At 40.6% G+C, this 17,472-nt stretch carries 16 protein-coding genes; 9 read left to right on the forward strand and 7 right to left on the reverse strand.

Annotated elements, in window-relative coordinates:
- Positions 1-39: 39 nt before the first annotated feature.
- Positions 40-1,029 carry an octaprenyl diphosphate synthase gene (gene ispB / locus BKK47_RS06385; protein WP_077494055.1) on the reverse strand — a complete coding sequence of 330 codons (990 nt, stop codon included), beginning with the start codon at positions 1,027-1,029 and terminating at the stop codon, positions 40-42.
- Between the two features lie 217 nt (positions 1,030-1,246).
- Between ispB and rplU the strand changes: the two genes are divergently transcribed.
- The 4 genes from rplU (at position 1,247) to cgtA (ending at position 4,043) form a co-directional block, all read left to right on the forward strand.
- Positions 1,247-1,558: a 50S ribosomal protein L21 gene (gene rplU / locus BKK47_RS06390; RefSeq protein WP_005626416.1), complete on the forward strand. Its 312-nt coding sequence runs from the start codon at positions 1,247-1,249 to the stop codon at positions 1,556-1,558.
- Positions 1,559-1,577: 19 nt separating this feature from the next.
- Positions 1,578-1,835, forward strand: coding sequence for a 50S ribosomal protein L27 (gene rpmA, locus BKK47_RS06395; protein WP_005760959.1), 258 nt, complete (start codon positions 1,578-1,580; stop codon positions 1,833-1,835).
- A gap of 82 nt (positions 1,836-1,917) precedes the next feature.
- A complete protein-coding gene (locus BKK47_RS06400; RefSeq protein WP_077494056.1) occupies positions 1,918-2,841 on the forward strand; it encodes a DMT family transporter in 924 nt (307 codons plus the stop codon).
- A gap of 32 nt (positions 2,842-2,873) precedes the next feature.
- Positions 2,874-4,043, forward strand: a complete 1,170-nt coding sequence (gene cgtA, locus BKK47_RS06405; protein ID WP_077494057.1) for an Obg family GTPase CgtA — start codon at positions 2,874-2,876, stop codon at positions 4,041-4,043.
- A 69-nt stretch (positions 4,044-4,112) separates the two neighbouring features.
- On the opposite strand, the gene smpB is transcribed toward cgtA, so the two are convergent.
- Both smpB and arcA read right to left on the reverse strand, forming a co-directional pair.
- Positions 4,113-4,595 (reverse strand): SsrA-binding protein SmpB, encoded by a 483-nt coding sequence (gene smpB, locus BKK47_RS06410; protein WP_077494058.1) that lies wholly within the window; start codon positions 4,593-4,595, stop codon positions 4,113-4,115.
- A 112-nt stretch (positions 4,596-4,707) separates the two neighbouring features.
- Positions 4,708-5,424 (reverse strand): two-component system response regulator ArcA, encoded by a 717-nt coding sequence (gene arcA / locus BKK47_RS06415; protein ID WP_077494059.1) that lies wholly within the window; start codon positions 5,422-5,424, stop codon positions 4,708-4,710.
- A gap of 183 nt (positions 5,425-5,607) precedes the next feature.
- On the opposite strand from arcA, the gene BKK47_RS06420 reads away from it, so the two are divergent.
- From BKK47_RS06420 to glyA, 5 genes are all read left to right on the forward strand, one after another.
- Positions 5,608-7,344, forward strand: coding sequence for a protein-disulfide reductase DsbD (locus BKK47_RS06420; RefSeq protein ID WP_077494069.1), 1,737 nt, complete (start codon positions 5,608-5,610; stop codon positions 7,342-7,344).
- A 113-nt stretch (positions 7,345-7,457) separates the two neighbouring features.
- Positions 7,458-7,859, forward strand: a complete 402-nt coding sequence (locus BKK47_RS06425; protein ID WP_077494060.1) for a DoxX family protein — start codon at positions 7,458-7,460, stop codon at positions 7,857-7,859.
- Positions 7,860-8,044: 185 nt separating this feature from the next.
- The gene (purH, locus tag BKK47_RS06430) at positions 8,045-9,643 is read left to right on the forward strand and encodes a bifunctional phosphoribosylaminoimidazolecarboxamide formyltransferase/IMP cyclohydrolase (RefSeq protein ID WP_077494061.1); all 1,599 of its coding nucleotides are present in this window, start codon (positions 8,045-8,047) and stop codon (positions 9,641-9,643) included.
- 148 nt (positions 9,644-9,791) lie between these two features.
- Positions 9,792-11,081, forward strand: a complete 1,290-nt coding sequence (gene purD / locus BKK47_RS06435) for a phosphoribosylamine--glycine ligase (RefSeq protein WP_077494062.1) — start codon at positions 9,792-9,794, stop codon at positions 11,079-11,081.
- A 136-nt stretch (positions 11,082-11,217) separates the two neighbouring features.
- On the forward strand, positions 11,218-12,483 hold the full coding sequence (gene glyA / locus BKK47_RS06440; RefSeq protein WP_077494063.1) for a serine hydroxymethyltransferase: 1,266 nt from the start codon (positions 11,218-11,220) through the stop codon (positions 12,481-12,483).
- A gap of 203 nt (positions 12,484-12,686) precedes the next feature.
- Here glyA and secF read toward each other — a convergent pair whose 3' ends face one another.
- The 4 genes from secF to BKK47_RS06460 all read right to left on the reverse strand — a co-directional run bounded on the left by secF (position 12,687) and on the right by BKK47_RS06460 (position 17,462).
- Positions 12,687-13,661, reverse strand: a complete 975-nt coding sequence (secF, locus tag BKK47_RS06445; protein ID WP_077494064.1) for a protein translocase subunit SecF — start codon at positions 13,659-13,661, stop codon at positions 12,687-12,689.
- A gap of 11 nt (positions 13,662-13,672) precedes the next feature.
- The gene (gene secD, locus BKK47_RS06450) at positions 13,673-15,523 is read right to left on the reverse strand and encodes a protein translocase subunit SecD (RefSeq protein WP_077494065.1); all 1,851 of its coding nucleotides are present in this window, start codon (positions 15,521-15,523) and stop codon (positions 13,673-13,675) included.
- Positions 15,524-15,547: 24 nt separating this feature from the next.
- On the reverse strand, positions 15,548-15,841 hold the full coding sequence (yajC, locus tag BKK47_RS06455; RefSeq protein ID WP_077494066.1) for a preprotein translocase subunit YajC: 294 nt from the start codon (positions 15,839-15,841) through the stop codon (positions 15,548-15,550).
- Positions 15,842-16,004: 163 nt separating this feature from the next.
- Positions 16,005-17,462, reverse strand: a complete 1,458-nt coding sequence (locus BKK47_RS06460) for a T6SS phospholipase effector Tle1-like catalytic domain-containing protein (RefSeq protein ID WP_077494067.1) — start codon at positions 17,460-17,462, stop codon at positions 16,005-16,007.
- Positions 17,463-17,472: the final 10 nt, after the last annotated feature.

Below are 17,472 nucleotides of genomic sequence, written 5' to 3' on the forward strand. Positions count from 1 at the left end.
AAGTAATTGTTTAAAAGAGGATAAAAAATATTTCAATCGTTAATAAGTTCTATCTACGGATAAATATGCTAAGGATATTAATGCCTGTTTGTATTGGCTTTCCGGTAAAATTGAAATCGCATCAACCGCCTTTTGAGCTTCTTGTTTTGCTCGCTCCATTGCATAATCCAGTGATTTGTGTTCCGCCATGATTGCCAGTATTTCATCAATGATTTCACGCTTACCGCCCTGTTCGATTGCTTCACGAATCAATGCCGCCTGTTCTTCATTGCCGTGGCGCATTGCGTGAAGTAAAGGAAGAGTAGGTTTTCCTTCCATCAAGTCATCACCTATATTTTTACCTAAATCTTGGGCGTTTGCACTGTAATCTAATACATCATCAACAAGCTGAAATGCCGTACCGAGATAGCGACCGTAATCCTGTAAGGTTTTTTCTTGTGGCTCCGTAGCATTTGCAACAATTGCCGCAGCTTGTCCCGCAACTTCGAACAACCGTGCCGTTTTACTGTAGATTACACGCATATAATTGGCTTCGCTGGTTTCCGGATCGTTTACGTTCATTAATTGTTGTACTTCACCTTCGGCAAGAACATTAGTTGCATCTGCCATAATACGAAGGATTTTTAAGGATTCTAGCTGAGCAACAAGTTGGAATGCCCGCGTATAAATAAAATCACCGACCAGAACGCTTGCGGCATTTCCGAATTCGGCATTTGCCGTGGCACGACCTCGGCGCATATCCGATTCATCAACGACATCATCGTGTAATAAAGAAGCGGTATGGATAAATTCTACAAAAGTGGCGCAAGTAATGGCATTTTCCCCTTGGAAACCTAAAGATCGTGCAGCAAGTACAGCGATCAACGGGCGGATCCTTTTGCCTCCTGCTTGAACGATATAAAAGCCGAGTTGGTTAATTAGGGCAACATCGGAATTAAGCTGAGCAAGAATATTCTGATTGACTTTCTGCATATCAGGATCAGCTAATTGTTGAATGGCGTGCATATCCATTAAATCTTGTTTTTTCATCTTTTGTGTTTGTTCTCAAATGAATGAAAGTGCGGTACATTTTACCTGAGTTTTTGTTTTTTCTAAAATTAATCCGTTATAAAAGGGAATTTTTTTATTTTATTGTAAATAAATTCTTGCTATAAGATCGTTTTTCTCATAGAATCTGCGACCTATTTATATGAATTTTGAAGTGTGGGCTGCCAAAGGCAGAGAAACACAGTTAAGCGGAGTATTTATGTACGCAGTTTTCCAAAGTGGCGGTAAGCAACACCGTGTGAGCGAAGGTCAGGTTGTTCGTTTAGAAAAACTTGAACTGGCAACTGGCGCAACAGTTGAGTTCGATTCAGTGTTGATGGTCGTTAATGGTGAAGATGTTAAAATTGGTGCACCGGTAGTTGCGGGTGCAAAAGTAGTGGCTGAAGTTGTTGCGCAAGGTCGTGGCGAGAAGGTTAAAATCGTTAAATTCCGTCGTCGCAAACACAGCCGTAAACAACAAGGTCATCGCCAGTGGTTCACTGAAGTGAAAATCACTGGGATTCAAGCATAATTTCAGAGGAGATCAATAGATGGCAACTAAAAAAGCTGGTGGTTCAACTCGTAACGGTCGCGATTCTGAAGCTAAACGCCTTGGTGTTAAACGTTTCGGTGGCGAGTCTGTATTAGCAGGTAGCATTATCGTTCGTCAACGTGGTACAAAATTCCATGCTGGTAGCAATGTAGGAATGGGTAGAGATCACACCCTATTTGCAACAGCTGACGGTAAAGTTAAATTTGAAGTAAAAGGCGAAAAAAGCCGTAAATATGTAAGTATTGTTACTGAATAATTTAAAACTTATCCGATTGAAACGCCCTGCAAATTTTTGTGGGGCGTTTTTGTCTTTTTTATTTCTAACAAAGCGGGTAACTATGAAACAACAACCGTTATTAGGCTTTATTTTTGCACTGATTACTGCAATGGCATGGGGATCATTGCCAATCGCATTGAAACAAGTATTATCAGCAATGAATGCACAAACTATCGTATGGTATCGTTTTGTTGTTGCTACAATTGCCCTCTTTATTTTGCTTGCTTATAAAAAGCAATTGCCTGAGCTCAGAAAAATTGGGCGATATGTTTGGCTTGCCCTTATTGGTGTACTTGGTCTTGCCGGCAATTTTTTACTTTTTAGTAGTTCCCTGAATTATATTGAGCCATCGATAGCACAGATTTTTATCCATTTATCCTCTTTTGGTATGTTGATTTGTGGTGTGTTTATTTTCAAAGAAACTCTCGGGTTACATCAAAAAATAGGGATCGTGCTTTTATTGATCGGATTGGGGCTATTTTTCAATGATAGTTTTGAGGCTTTTACCGGACTTAACCAATATTCAACGGGTGTAATATTAAGTGTGAGTGCAGCGTTAATATGGGTGGCATACGGTATGGCACAAAAGTTAATGTTGCGTAAATTTAATTCGCAGCAAATTTTATTAATGATGTATTTGGGGTGTGCTCTTGTGTTTACACCTATGGCGGAGTTTTCTCAGGTGCAAGCTTTAACACCTTTTACGCTGATTTGCTTTATTTATTGTTGTTTAAATACATTAATCGGTTATGGCTCTTATGCAGAAGCATTGAATCGTTGGGATGTTTCAAAAGTTAGCGTTGTGGTGACATTAGTTCCACTTTTTACTATTTTCTTTTCTCATATCGTTCATACCCTTAGCCCAGAACATTTTAGTGCACCTGAATTAAATAGCATTAGCTATATTGGGGCGTTTATTGTAGTATGCGGCGCAGTTTTATCTGCAATTGGGCACAAATTATTACCATCGCACAGTGTAAAATAGTCAAAAGTGCGGTTAAATTTTGGAGAATTTTAATGAAATTTATTGATGAATCCCTGATTCGAGTGGAGGCAGGGGATGGTGGAAATGGATGTGTAAGTTTTCGCCGTGAAAAGTTTATCCCTAAAGGCGGACCGGATGGTGGCGATGGTGGTGATGGTGGTGATGTTTATTTAATCGCTGATGAAAATCTAAATACACTGATTGACTATCGATTTAACAAACGTTTTGCCGCAGAACGTGGTGAAAATGGGCGGAGTTCCGATTGTACCGGTCGCCGTGGTAAAGACATTATTTTGCCTGTACCCGTAGGAACTCGTGCCATTGATAACGATACAAAAGAAACCTTGGGTGATTTAACCAAACATGGTCAAAAAATGTTGGTGGCAAAAGGCGGTTATCATGGGCTTGGAAATACGCGTTTTAAATCTTCCGTCAATCGTGCCCCACGCCAAAAAACCATGGGAACACCCGGTGAAAAGCGGGATTTGTTGTTGGAATTGATGTTGCTTGCAGATGTCGGCATGTTGGGATTACCGAACGCCGGAAAATCAACCTTTATTCGGGCTGTATCCGCCGCTAAACCTAAAGTCGCAGACTATCCGTTTACCACATTAGTGCCGAGCCTTGGTGTGGTGAAAATGGATGAATCCCGTAGTTTCGTGGTCGCCGATATTCCGGGATTGATTGAGGGGGCAGCAGAAGGTGCAGGATTAGGAATTCGTTTCCTGAAACATTTGGAACGTTGCCGAGTGCTTATTCACCTTGTGGATATCAACCCGGTTGATAGTTCCGATCCTGCGGATAATGTTGCTATCATTGAATCGGAGTTGTTTCAGTATAGTGAGAAATTAGCTGAAAAACCGCGTTGGTTAGTGTTCAATAAAATTGATACGATGACGGATGAAGAAGCGAATGAGCGCGCTAAAGACATCGCCGAGCGTTTAGGTTGGGATGAAGACTATTACTTAATTTCAGCGGCAACAGGAAAAAATGTTTCTTCGTTATGTCGCGATATTATGGATTTCATTGAAGCCCACCCACGAGAAATGGAAGAACCGACGCTTGCTCCGGAAGAAGTAAAATTTAAATGGGAAGATTATCATCAAGAACAGCTGGCAGAACATCAATTTGATGATGACGATTGGGATGATGATTGGACGGAAGAAGATGACGAAGGTATAGAGTTTATTTATAAACCTTAATCCGTCTAGCAAAAGTGCGGTTGATTTTATCGTTAAAATCGACCGCACTTTGTTTTTTATACAGAAAAATTATCCACGGTTGACATTTTTCATAATTCGCTCTTTTGCCAGTTTCCACTCGCGATCTTTAATATCGTCCCGTTTATCATGTTGCTTTTTGCCTTTAGCCAATCCGACTTTAATTTTCGCCCAAGCCCCTTTCCAATAGAGAGAAAGGGCAACAATAGTAAAGCCATCACGACTGGATTTACCAAAAAGAGATTCTAATTCCCGCTTGTTAAGTAGGAGTTTTCGGGTTCGGGTAGGATCACATACGATATGGGTTGAAGCCAGACTGAGTGGTTGGATAGTTGCCCCAAATAAATAGGCTTCTCCATTTTTGAAAATAATGTAGCTGTCGCTAATATTTGCTTTGCCCGCACGCATAGATTTGACTTCCCAGCCTTGCAATTCAAGCCCAGCCTCAATTTCATCTTCAATGAAATAATCATGTCGGGTCCGTTTATTTAGAGCGATAGTATTTGAACCCGGTTTTAGTTTTTTCTTTGTCATAATTTACTACATTTTAAATTTTTGCTGATTTTACCGAATATGCCTCTTGATCGCAAAGTTGAACGCATAAAAGAAAAAGGCTGAATTTTCAGCCCTTTCCAATTTACTTTGACTATTGTTCAATCTCTCCACAGAATCGATAGCCTTCGCCGTGAATTGTCGCGATAATTTCTGGGGTGTCGGGATGATCTTCAAAATGCTTACGAATACGGCGAATTGTTACATCTACGGTGCGATCTTGAGGTTTTAATTCACGCCCGGTCATTTTTTTTAATAGTTCTTCACGGGTTTGTAATTTACCCGGATTTTCACAGAAGTGTAACATCGCACGGAATTCGCTACGTGGTAATTTAAATGTTTCTCCTTCTGGGTTAATAAGATTGTGACCGTTTAAATCCAATGTCCAACCGTTGAAACGATAAAACTCACGTTCACTATTACTATTCTCTTTTTCATGTTGCAACATCACACGATGTAATAAATTTCGGGCACGAATAGTTAATTCTCGAGGATTAAAAGGTTTCGTGAGGTAATCATCTGCACCAATTTCTAATCCTAAAATTTTATCTACTTCATTATCCCGCCCGGTTAAGAATATAAGAGGTAGATTAGCATATTCACGTAATTCTCTTGCTAATAACAGACCATTTTTACCCGGTAGATTAATGTCCATCACAACTAAATTTACTCTGCTGTTTTTTAAGATGTCATGCATTTGCACGCCATCTTGCGCTTCAAGAACGGTATAACCTTCTGCTTCAAAAATGCCTTTTAACGTATTACGAGTAACGACTTCATCTTCAACAATGAGAATTTGTGGTATCGCCATATTCGTCCTCTCTTTACTTACTTTTGAGTGATGCCCTATTTTAGCTTTGTAACATTGTTGTAACAACGGGAAAGTGCGGTTATTTTTATGATCTTTTTATTTTTATGATCTAAATCATGCTTTTTTAGTTTTTGGAATCTCTTTATGCTAAAATTTTTCTCTTCTCAATTTATGTTTTCACCTATGAAAAAATACTTTCTTTTGTTTGCGTTACTTTTTACCGTGTTTGCAAGTCAAGCCGGGTTATTCAATAATAAAGCGTCTTTTTTAAATGTTGATGACGCGTTTCCTTTTTCAGCTCAGATTTCACAAGATAAAAAACAACTCTCTATTCGTTGGGATATCACAGAAGGCTATTACCTTTACCAAGATAAAATCAGCGCAAAAGTAGGCTCTGAGCCTCAATCTCTTTCAATGAATTTCAACCAAAATGCAGAAATACACGAAGATCCTTATTTTGGAAGAGTCGCCGTTTTTACTAAGCCTTTAGTGGCTTATGTTTCCGGCAAAACCTTTGGGGATAATCAGAATATTGAGATTTCCTATCAGGGGTGTACGGAAGGATTTTGCTATCCGCCGGAAGTCAAAACCTTGAAAGTGGGGGATTTATCCATTACTTCTGTGGAAGAAAAAATACCACAAAATTCGACCGCACTTTTGGCAGAACAAGATCGTTTAGCGGCAGGTTTATTCCAAAGTAAATATGCGGTGTTCGGCTTTTTCTTACTTGGATTAGGATTGGCTTTTACGCCTTGTGTATTACCTATGTTGCCATTGCTTTCCTCTATCGTTATCGGTCAGCAACAACGCTCAAATATGCTGCGTGCTTTTTCTCTTAGTTTTCTTTATGTGCAAGGTATGGCGCTCACTTATACCTTACTTGGGCTTGTCGTGGCCGCAATCGGGTTACCGTTCCAAATTGCCTTGCAACATCCTTATGTGATGATTGGGCTTTCCGTGCTGTTTATATTGCTTGTATTATCCATGTTTGGCGTATTTACGTTGCAGTTACCAAGTTCTCTACAAACCAAACTCAATACCTTGAGCCAAAAACAAACATCGGGGGCTTTTGGCGGTGCGTTTTTAATGGGAATGATCGCGGGTCTGGTTGCTTCACCTTGTACTTCTGCGCCACTTTCCGGTGCTTTACTTTATGTAGCGCAAAGCGGAGATCTTGTTACGGGTGCGATCACCCTCTATTTATTGGCATTGGGTATGGGAATTCCGCTTATGCTCATCACTTTATTCGGTAATAAAATTTTACCGAAATCAGGGGAGTGGATGAATACGGTTAAACAATCTTTTGGCTTTGTGATGCTTGCCTTACCGGTATTTTTGCTATCCCGTATTTTACCTGAAGACTGGGAACCTCGTTTATGGTCGTTGTTGGCAACGACATTCTTTGTTTGGTTTGCTTTGCAAATGCCGAAAAATGGTTTGGGTTATGGTGTGAAGGTGCTTTCATTCGTTTGTGCTATGGTGGCGGTACAGCCTTTGCAAAATCTCATGTGGCAACATCCATTAGGTCAGCAAAGTGCGGTCAAAAATACGGAAATTTCTCATATAAAATTTCAGCGTATTCAAAATTTGCAAGAATTAGATGAGGTGTTAGCGAAAAATCCCCATAACATTGCTTTATTGGATTTATATGCGGATTGGTGCGTGGCCTGTAAAGAATTTGAACGTTATACCTTCAGTGATAAAAGTGTGCAGAACGCCTTGGAAAAAATGTTGGTGCTGCAAGTGGATATGACAAAAAATAGCACTGAAAATAAAGCCATAATGGCGCGCTATCAGGTATTAGGTTTACCCACCATTTTATTTTTGGACCGTTCAGGCAATGAAATTTCAGGTAGCCGTATCACCGGGTTTATGGATGCTGAAGTTTTTTTGAATTGGATAAATAAAATAGAGAATTAACTTATTTTTTACCAACAGTAAAAGGTCTTTTTCAAATTTTATACTTGTTTGATAAAACGTTACTCGCTATGATTCGCACGTTTTTTCAACTTATCTTTAAACAAGGAAACTTTATGAACAGTCTTGAAAAATTTCGTCCCTATGCTTTAGCGTTATTACGCATTGTGGCCGCCTATATGTTTATCTTGCATGGCTCCGCAAAATTCTGGGAATTTCCTATCTCGATGACAGGGGGCAATGGCGCAGTGACCGATCCATTAATGATCGTTGGTGGAATCATCGAAATCGTTGGTGGTATCTTAGTGTTACTAGGATTATTTACCCGACCGGCGGCCTTTATTTTATCGGGTCAAATGGCGTATGCTTACTTCTTTATGCATGCGGCGAAAGGCGGATTATTTTTCCCACTCGCAAACGGTGGTGAACTCGCATTACTTTATTCTGTTGTTTTCTTCTACTTTGTTTTTGCCGGTGGCGGTGCATTGGCATTAGACAATAAATTTAACAAAAACTAAGGTTTAGTTTTATCCTTTATATCCCTCGCTAGCCCACGTTATGTGGGCTTTTCTTTAAAACGTTTTCTGCTTTGACTGCCCTTTCTTTCGACGGATTTTTCTTTAATCTTTTCTATATTTACGCAACCGTTTGCGTTATAATCTGCCCGCTTATTTTTTTAACCTATTTATGAAAGGAAAACGTAATGACAGATCGTCCTATTCGTCAGGCTTTATTAAGTGTTTCAGATAAAACCGGTATTGTGGAATTTGCCCAAGGGCTTGTGCAACGTGGCGTAAAATTACTTTCTACCGGTGGCACGGCAAAACTTTTAGAACAAAATGGTTTGCCTGTGACAGAAGTGTCCGATTACACGGGGTTTCCTGAGATGATGGATGGTCGTGTGAAAACCTTGCATCCGAAAGTTCACGGGGGAATCTTAGGCCGCCGTGGGACAGATGACGCCATCATGCAACAACATGGTATTGAAGGCATTGATATGGTGGTGGTGAATTTATACCCCTTTGCACAAACCGTTGCAAAGCTGGATTGCACGCTGGAGGATGCGGTAGAAAATATTGATATTGGCGGTCCGACTATGGTGCGTTCTGCAGCGAAAAACCACAAAGATGTTGCTATTGTTGTGAATAATAAGGATTTTAATGCAATCCTATCGGAAATGGATCAACATCAAAACAGCTTAACGCTGGAAACCCGTTTTGATCTTGCCATCAAAGCCTTTGAACATACTGCACAGTATGATTCGATGATTGCAAATTATTTTGGTCAGCTTGTTAAGCCTTATCATGTAGCAGCCGAAGAGGATGTTGATGCGAAGTGCGGTCAATTTCCACGCACGTTAAACTTGAATTTTGTGCGTAAACAAACCATGCGATACGGTGAAAACGCCCACCAAAATGCTGCTTTCTATGTAGATCTCAATGTAAAAGAAGCCAGTGTCGCCACTGCGACTCAACTACAAGGCAAAGCCCTTTCTTACAATAATATTGCCGATACGGATGCCGCACTTGAATGTGTGAAAGAATTTAACGAACCGGCTTGTGTAATTGTCAAACATGCCAATCCTTGCGGTGTGGCATTAGGAAAAGATACCTTAGAGGCTTACAACCGTGCCTACCAAACCGATCCAACCTCTGCTTTTGGCGGAATTATTGCCTTCAACCGTGAATTAGACGAAAAAACCGCCACAGAAATTGTTGAACGCCAATTTGTGGAAGTGATTATCGCACCGAAAGTTTCACCGGAAGCGGTTGACGTAGTGAAACGCAAGAAAAATGTTCGTTTACTTGAATGTGGCGAATGGCAAGCCCGCACCCAACGTTTAGATTTTAAACGGGTGAATGGTGGCTTATTAGTGCAAGATGCGGATTTGGGGATGGTTGGTTTAGAAGAGTTAAAAGTGGTGAGCAAGCGTCAACCGACCGAACAAGAACTGAAAGATTTATTATTCTGTTGGAAGGTGGCGAAGTTTGTGAAATCCAATGCTATTGTTTATGCGAAAAATAACCAAACGATTGGTATTGGAGCAGGGCAAATGAGCCGAGTTTATTCCGCTAAAATTGCAGGAATCAAAGCACAGGATGAAGGCTTGGAAGTCGCAGGTTGTGTGATGGCATCCGATGCATTCTTCCCATTCCGCGACGGCATTGACGCCGCAGCGAAAGTGGGGATTCAATGTGTGATTCACCCGGGTGGCTCAATGCGTGATCAAGAAGTGATTGATGCGGCAGATGAACACGGAATGGTGATGGTATTGACTGGGATGAGACATTTTAGGCACTAATATTTAGCCTGTGCCGAGGGTAAGTTTACCCTCGGTTACGCATAGTCCAACCCCTATGGGTTGATTTCACAAATACCCCAAAGGGGTATGCTTATTTTTAACCGCGGGTAAGCCTACCCACGGAAAGTTGAACAGACAAGGACATATCATGAACATTTTAATTATCGGAAACGGCGGTCGTGAACACGCCCTTGCTTGGAAAGTAGCCCAATCCCCATTAGCTAAGAAAGTGTTTGTTGCACCTGGTAATGCGGGAACAGCAATGGAACAGAATGTCGAAAACGTGAATATTGCGGTTACCGATATTCCGGCTCTTGTTAAATTTGCTCAAGATAATCAAATCGACTTAACCATTGTTGGCCCTGAAGCGCCGCTTGTCATTGGTGTGGTAGATGCGTTCCGTGCAGCAGGATTAAAAATTTTCGGACCAACGCAAGCCGCGGCACAATTAGAGGGTTCGAAAGCGTTTACTAAAGATTTTTTAGCCCGTCACAAAATTCCTACTGCGGAATATCAAAATTTCACTGAAGTCGAGCCGGCATTGGCGTATTTGCGTGAAAAAGGTGCGCCGATTGTGGTGAAAGCAGATGGTTTGGCGGCGGGGAAAGGTGTGATTGTGGCGATGACTTTGCAGGAAGCAGAAGATGCGGTGCGTGATATGCTATCAGGCAACGCCTTTGGCGAAGCAGGCAGCCGTGTGGTGATCGAAGAGTTTTTAGATGGTGAAGAAGCCAGTTTTATTGTGATGGTAGATGGCAAAAATGTCGAGCCGATGGCAACCAGTCAAGATCATAAACGTGTAGGTGAGAATGATACGGGGCTGAATACGGGGGGAATGGGGGCTTATTCACCGGCACCGGTGGTGACGCCTGAAATTCACGATCGCATAATGAAGGAAGTGATCTATCCTACTGTAAACGGCATGGCGGCAGAAGGTAATGTTTACACCGGTTTTTTATACGCCGGTTTAATGATTATGCCGAACGGTCAGCCGAAGGTGATCGAGTTTAACTGTCGTTTTGGTGATCCGGAGACCCAACCGATTATGTTACGTTTAGAATCTGATCTGGTTGAACTTTGCCTTAAAGCCTGTGAAGGTAAATTAGATGAAATTCAGTCCCAATGGAACCCTAAGGCATCACTGGGTATCGTGTTAGCCGCGGAAGGTTATCCGGGCGATTATCGCAAAGGCGATGAAATTGTTGGTTTGCCACAAAGTGCGGTGAAAAATGAAAAAGTTTTCTTAGCGGGTGTAGAAGCGAAAGAAGGAAAATGGCTAACTAATGGCGGTCGTGTATTATGTGCCACTGCCTTAGGCGATAGCGTATTTGAAGCACAACAAAAAGCCTTGAAACTTGCCGAACAGATCCAATGGAACGGGTATTTTTATCGCCGTGATATTGGCTATCGTGCAGTTCAGCGTGAGCAGAAAAAATAAAGGAAAAATGACCGCACTTTTCTTATGAATCTTTTTCATTCCTTAGATGAAAAAATATGTACTAAATTTTAATTAAATTTAAACCAATAAGCGGTTACACTGTAAATCGCAATCACATAACAGGAGAACACAATCAATGTTTACTAAAAATATGAATATCGCCGACTACGATCCGGTATTATGGCAAGCGATTCAGGATGAAAACCGCCGTCAGGAAGAACATATCGAATTAATTGCTTCTGAAAACTATGCCAGTCCGCGTGTAATGGAAGCACAGGGTTCACAATTTACCAACAAATATGCTGAAGGCTATCCGGGCAAGCGTTATTATGGCGGCTGTGAGTATGCGGATATTGTGGAACAACTTGCTATTGATCGTGCAAAAGAGTTATTTGGTGCAGATTATGTGAATGTTCAACCGCACTCCGGTTCTCAAGCCAATGCTGCAGTGTACGGTGCATTGATTAATGCCGGTGATACCATTTTAGGAATGGATTTAGCGCATGGCGGTCACCTAACACACGGCGCAAAAGTAAGTTTCTCCGGTAAAATTTATAATTCGGTGCTTTATGGTATCACTGCGGACGGTTTGATTGATTATGAAGATGTGCGCCAAAAAGCGTTGGAATCTAAACCAAAGATGATTGTAGCCGGTTTCTCTGCTTACTCTCAAGTGGTCGATTGGGCGAAGATGCGTGAAATTGCCGATGAAGTTGGGGCATACTTATTTGTGGATATGGCACATGTTGCAGGATTAATTGCCGCGGGATTATATCCAAATCCGTTACCGCATGCGCACGTAGTGACCACAACAACCCACAAAACCTTAGGCGGTCCGCGTGGTGGCTTAATTCTTTCTTCTTGTGGTGATGAAGAAATCTATAAAAAATTACAATCTTCCGTATTCCCGGCTAATCAAGGCGGTCCATTAGTTCACATTATCGCAGCGAAAGCGGTATGTTTTAAAGAAGCCTTAGAGCCGGAATACAAAGTGTATCAAGCCAACGTATTGAAAAATGCTAAGGCAATGGTAGAAGTATTTAAACAACGCGGTTTTGACGTGGTATCAAACGGTACGGAAAATCACTTGTTCTTGGTGAGTTTCATTAAACAAGGCTTAACCGGTAAAGCTGCCGATGCGGCATTAGGTAAAGCAAACATTACCGTAAATAAAAACTCGGTGCCAAATGATCCGCAAAAACCATTTGTGACTTCGGGTATTCGAGTAGGTACGCCATCAGTAACTCGTCGCGGTTTTAATGAACAAGATTGTCGTGATTTAGCCGGTTGGATGTGTGATATTTTAGATGTACTTGGCACAGAAAACGAAGAACAAGTTATTGAAGCGACCAAAGAAAAAGTATTAGCAATTTGTAAACGTCTTCCTGTTTACCCTGCGTAATTTCTTTATACTTATCATAGGATTAGCGACGATATTCATCGTCGCTTATTTTTTTTACCTAAAAAGATGAAATTCGTACAAAATATAACTTTCTATTTTAAAGCGCATTTTCTTTGTACTTTGTATTTTTAGAAAGAAGAAAAGGCAGTTCTCCTGCCTTTTATTTGAAAAAGTGCGGTTAATTTTGACCGCACTTTAATTGATTAAGGGAGTTCATCCACTTCTTTATCTACTTTTGGCGGAATCATATGTTCACGTCTCAATCCAACATCATAAGCAATGGCAATTGCAATAAAGATGGAAGAATAAGTACCAAACCCAATCCCGACGAGCAATGCGAGAGAGAAGTTATGAATAGACGGACCGCCGAAGAAGAACAATGCGATAACTACAATCAACGTGGTTGCAGAAGTCATAATTGTTCTTGATAAAGTTTGAGTTAGGGAAATATCAATAATATCAATTGTGTCTAATCGTCTGATTTTGCGGAAATTTTCACGCACCCGGTCAAACACGACGATACTATCATTGATAGAATAACCCACTACGGAAAGGATTGCCGCCACAAAAGTTAAGTCCATTTCCACTTGTAAAGCTGAGAAGACACCAAGGGTAATCACAACATCATGGGCGAGAGAGGCGATACCCCCTAAGCCTAAACGCCATTCAAAACGTGAGCCGATATAAATTAGCATCATAGCCAGTGTAGCTAAAGTGGCATAAACCGCCCCCTGTGCCAATTCTTCCCCTACGTTAGGTCCAACGAATTCGATACTTTTAATTTTTATATCTGAGTCGAGCTCTACCAACATTGATTTCACACGATCACCAATACCTGAATCATTATCAGAGGCAGGTAAGCGAATCATCACATCCTGAACGGAACCCGTAGTCTGTACAATAGGGGTTTCAATACCATGTTCTTTCAATTTATCACGGATTTGCTCAAGATTTGCCGTTTGAGAAAAGTGAGTATCAAATACTACACCGCCGGTAAAATCTAACCCCCAGTTAAAGCCTTTTGTGACGATAAAAAACATTGAAATCGCCATAAAAAGTGCTGAAACAACGTAGCCCCATTTACGTATTTTCATAAATTCGGCTAATGGGAACGGAAGTTTAATTCCGTTAATTTCTTTGATGAGATGTCCGTTTTTATCTCTTGCGAAAAGTGCCATAGTCACCTCAATTAAATAGAAAGTTTTTCAACACGTTTGCCACCATAGATTGCGTTTACTAGAGCGCGTGTTCCGGTAATAGCGGTAAACATGGAAATTGCCACACCCAATGAAAGGGTAATTGCGAAGCCTTGAATCGGGCCGGTTCCCACTGCGTAAAGAATAATGGCCGTTAAGATAGTGGTTAGGTTCGCGTCAAAAATAGAAGTAAATGCTCCGTTGTAACCTTCATTAATAGCCTGCTGGATAGGGCGTCCGTTACGGATTTCTTCTTTAATACGCTCAAAGATCAATACGTTGGCATCGACTGACATTCCAAGGGTTAATACGATACCCGCAATTCCCGGCATAGACAATGTTGCGCCCGGAAGAATAGACATTAAACCCACTAACAAGACAATATTAATGACCATTGCAAGGCTTGCGATAATACCAAAAAGCTTATAGTAGATAAGCATAAATATGATAACGGAGATTAATCCCCAAAAACTGGCGTTCATACCTTGCTCAACATTTTGCGCACCGAGCGACGGACCGATAGTACGTTCTTCCACAATTTGTACCGGAGCGATTAACGCACCTGATTTTAATAAAGTGGAAAGATTATTGGCTTCCGCCATGCTGTCGACACCGGTAATTTGAAAGTTGGCACCAAAACGAGCCTGAATCGTAGCAACGTTGATGACTTCTTCGCTTTTCTCAAGAATGGTTTTACCGTTCTCATCTTTCTTGCCGTTGTCTTTATATTCAACGTAAAGGGTTGCCATTGGTTTTTTATAGTATTTTTTGGTGAGTTGCAGCATTTGCTCCCCACCTTCACTATCTAGAGTTACGCTTACCTGTGGCATTCCGGATTGATGATCGAGTGCCGCACTTGAGTTGATGATATGTTCACCGCCTAAAGACGGGCGTTTTAACAATACAACGGGACGACCTTCACGGTTATATTTCAATTCTGAATCCGCCGGGATAATACCGCGAGCCGCCGCTTCCGCATTCACCGTAGAGTTCACCATTCGGAATTCAAGGGTTGCCGTTGCGCCAAGAATTTCTTTCGCACGTGCAGTATCTTGTACACCCGGCAATTCAATGACGATACGTTCTGCACCCTGACGCTGTATTACCGCTTCGGCTACGCCCAATTCTGAAACACGTTTACGCAAAATTGTTAAGTTTTGCTCAATCGCCAAATCGCGTGCTTCATTAAGTGCGGTCGTAGATAGGGATAAATTTAGTGTATCGTTGCCTGAATCGCTCACGTCTAAGGTTGGGTGAGTTTGGCGAATGATACGGGTCGCTTTTGAGAGCTGAGCAGGATTGGCAAGCGTAATGGTTATACCGAAATTATCGGTGTTCTTAATCCCCGTGTATTGAATTTTTTCTTTGCGAAGATCGTTACGTAATGTGTCCTGTAACTGCTCTTGACGTTTTGCCAGCGCGGAGTTCATATCCACTTCCATCAAGAAACGTACCCCACCGCGCAGATCTAAACCCCATTTCATTGGGTTTGCCCCTATACTGCTTAACCAAGTAGGGGTCGCCGGTGCAAGGTTTAAAGCCGTGCTATAGTTTGTACCGAGTTTTTCGGCAATTTTATCTTTAGCAAGTAATTGATCGTCCGTATTATTGAAACGGGCTAAAATAGAACCTTGTTCAAGAACAATAGATTTTGTTGGAAGATTGTTGGCTTTTAAGACCTCTTGAACTTGTCCTAATGTAGTCGTATTGGCTTGTTGCCCGCGAGTACCTGAAATTTGTACTGCGGGATCTTCACCATAAATATTTGGAAGAGAGTATAAAACACCAATGGCGACCACGAGGATCACCATTAGATTCTTCCATAATGGGTAACGATTTAACATAGTTTTCCCTTTATGAATGGAGGATTAAAGGGTCTTTACAGAACCTTTTGGAAGGATAGTTACAATATAGTTGCGGTTAATTGTGATTTCTGTTGTTTCGTTTAATGCAATTACCACGCTGTTATTGTCTTCAATCACCTTGGTGATTTTTCCCATCAGACCGCCGGCTGTCAGTACTTCTGAGCCTTTGGCTAATTCAGACATCAATTTTTTATGTTCTTTATTACGTTTTGCCTGTGGGCGATAAATCATAAAGTAAAAAATTAAACCGAAAATCACGAAAATAATTAACGTGGACATTGGGCTTTGAGCTTCCATTGTATGTTTTCCTTATTAAATTTGAATTGAAAATCGGTCGATAAAATACCATAAATCGCATAAAATGTGAAAAGCATATTGATTAATTACAGAATTTATTGCAATGCGGGTTCCGCTATTGTTCATTTGTGATAACGGAGCTCCCCTTAAATTATTTTAACAATTAATCTTTCTTGATGACTGCCAATCTAGGATTATTATCAAAAATATTCCTTTTTGGTATCTTTGTTCTCTTATCTCGATTAATCGGAGATTTCGCAATGTCTTCCACTGTATTATTATATAACCGATGCTTAAATCCTAACGGAGCGGGAAGATAAACCTCATTCTTAAAAATACCGGCAGAATGGTGTGCATATTTTGCTAAAATTTTCAGATGTGGAATATTTCGATCTGCCCGCAATGCGCCCTGTCCGCCATTTGTCCGTTTTTCTCCTTCATTTAAAAAATCATGTAATTCCGTAATATTTCTTGTTGCTATCGTGCAATAGTCTTGTAATTCTTTCGTCCAATCTAATGCTTGCATATTTTGTTCAAGATTTCCTTCAAATTCCTCTGTGTAACCCTGCTCATCAGGAATATTCGGCTCGGGAATATCAGGATATTTATCGTGAATATTTTTCTTAAATGGCACACCTGCCTTTATAGCTAAACGATACATAGCAATAAGTGCCACTTTTTGTAAATCATCGGTTACTGTCCGCTCACCTTTGCAGTATTTAACTCCTAGAAATTGATAAGGCGAACTCGCAATAGGTATGCCACATTTCCAATTTTCACCAATTTGAATATCATTTTCTGCCGCTGACAATAATGACTTCTCATTTTCTTGGTTTGATTTTTTCTTATCAAACACATCGGCTATTTTTTCTTTTTCCACACTCGCATAGCCACCTCCTACATCAGAATGTGCACCAATAAATTCATAAGTCAAGCCGGCTCCATTGGTATTGGTTAATGGGAAATTTTTACGATATTCGTCCATCGCAACAAAATGCACGATTTGTTCGGCACTCTGAGGGGAAAGGTTAAAATTAAACTCTTCGTAATATTCTTTTGGTGGTGCTGAACCAAAAATATCTCTAACCAATATTTCAAGATTCCCCTCCGAGAAATGTTTCGTTTTTGCTTTCCAGTTTTTATCATCTCCAGGAAAACCGAAAGAACCAACTGTATCAAATAAACCAACAAATTTATATTTATACTTTAATTGATTAAGCATATTTAAAGAGTTAATAAAATCTCTAGCCATTGCAGCCCCACGACTGAACCCAAATACATCTATTTGATGTTGATATTCTTCGTCTGAATATATTTTGAGAAGCTTTGACACCTGTTGTACAGCCAAGTTAACTCGCTCGCCACCTAAAGCACCAAATGCCCCTCCCGATGAATAATCTTTTTGACCAGCATTAGTTCCAACTCCCTCAATATAAATCGCTTTTATGGTAATTTCACACTCAGTTAACTTTTTTCCTTTTAATATTTTATTATCTTCATATAAACGATAAAGCTTACCTATATTGCTTACACCATTTTTACTTAATCGTGCTTCATCATTAAATAAATTATTTCCTGTCCCATCAAAAAAGACACCAATTCTAAGAACTTTACATGTCATACATTAACCT

It is taken from the genome of Rodentibacter mrazii (genome assembly GCF_001998825.1).
Lineage (GTDB): Bacteria > Pseudomonadota > Gammaproteobacteria > Enterobacterales > Pasteurellaceae > Rodentibacter > Rodentibacter mrazii.